Here is a 1,375-nt window from a genome sequence, read left to right as displayed (position 1 = left end):
CCGCTTGCACTCCCGGCTGGACTACCTGACCCCGGCCGAATACGAAGCCGCGTACTACTCTCAACAATCGCCACGCCGACCGGCGCTGGCCTAAACCCGAAGCCGGTCCCTTACCCGTGACGGTTCAATCCGCACAAGTCGTCGTTCACCGCCGTCGTCGTCGACCGCAGCGGGGTCACCGTCGCGTCTCGCCGGTTCGTGGTCAACGCCGGCACCGCCACCCAGCTGACCACGTGGGGTGAGCAATGGCCAGAACGACAGTATGCGGTCGAGGGAGCTAAGGGACTCGGCCGCGGCATCGCCCAGATCCTCGCTGCGCGCGGCGAATACGTCGTAGATGTTCCCTCCACACTCGCGATGAAAGTCCGCGTTCTCAGCACTGGCGGGGGACGCAAAACCGATCCCGACGATGCCCGGGCCGTTGCACTGACAGCGTTGTACCACCGCGGATTACACGACGTTCACCGTGAAGACCAGACCACGATCCTGCGACTGCTGTCCGAGCGCCGCGAAGACCTTGCTCGCGAGAGAACACGGGTGCTCAACCGGTTGCACCAACTGCTACGCGAACTCATCCCTGGCGGTGTTCCCACCGGGCTGTCCGCGGACAGGGCCGCAGCAGCGATGCGACGAATCAAACCTGGCACAGCAACCGACGCGTGCCGCCGCGACCTGGCGAAGGAATTGCTCACCGACCTGCGACGCATCGATTCCAACATCAAAGCAAACGAAGCCCAGATGCGTGACGCAATCGCCGCTACCACCACGACGCTGCACGAGATACATGGAATCGGCAGGGTCCTGGCAGCCAAACTTCTCGGGCACATCGGAGACATCACCCGATTCCCTTCCGCTGACCACTTCGCCGCCTACACCGGAACCGCCCCGCTGGCCGCGTCGAGCGGTGAGAACACACGCCATCGCCTCAACACCGGCGGCAATCGTCAACTGAACTCCGTGCTGCATACCATCGCCGTCTGTCAAAGCCGCGATCCAGGCCCCGGCCGCATCTATTACCAGCGCAAACTCGGCGAAGGAAAGACACCGGCCGAAGCCCGTCGGGCCCTCAAACGTCGCCTGGCCAACGTCGTCTTCCGCCGAATGATCAGAGATCACCACCACGCACTCACCATGACTGCTTGACACACAGAGGCGCTATCAGGTCACGACCCACAACGCGCAGAACCGGACGGACTGTGCGGAGCGGGCTCACCGCACCGACACGGCACCGGGCCGACGGGTCCTTAGCCTCGATCCACCGACAGGGTCTGTGGGTTTGTCTGCGCGCCTGCGGCGTGCAGACAACCGTTCCCGGGCGTGGGGTAGCCGCTGGTCTGCCCAGCTTTTCCACTGTTGTTCCTGGTCGTAGGGGTGG

1 pseudogene is annotated in these 1,375 nt (G+C 64.1%); it reads left to right on the top strand.

Annotated elements, in window-relative coordinates:
• Positions 1-144: 144 nt before the first annotated feature.
• Positions 145-1,143, top strand: a pseudogene (locus C5E41_RS32940) (IS110 family transposase); the annotation flags it as partial.
• Positions 1,144-1,375 lie beyond the last annotated feature (232 nt).

Origin of the sequence: Nocardia nova (genome assembly GCF_002933465.1) — a bacterium.
GTDB classification, from domain to species: Bacteria; Actinomycetota; Actinomycetes; order Mycobacteriales; family Mycobacteriaceae; genus Nocardia; species Nocardia nova_B.
This window is presented reverse-complemented; position numbering and strand designations above follow the sequence as displayed.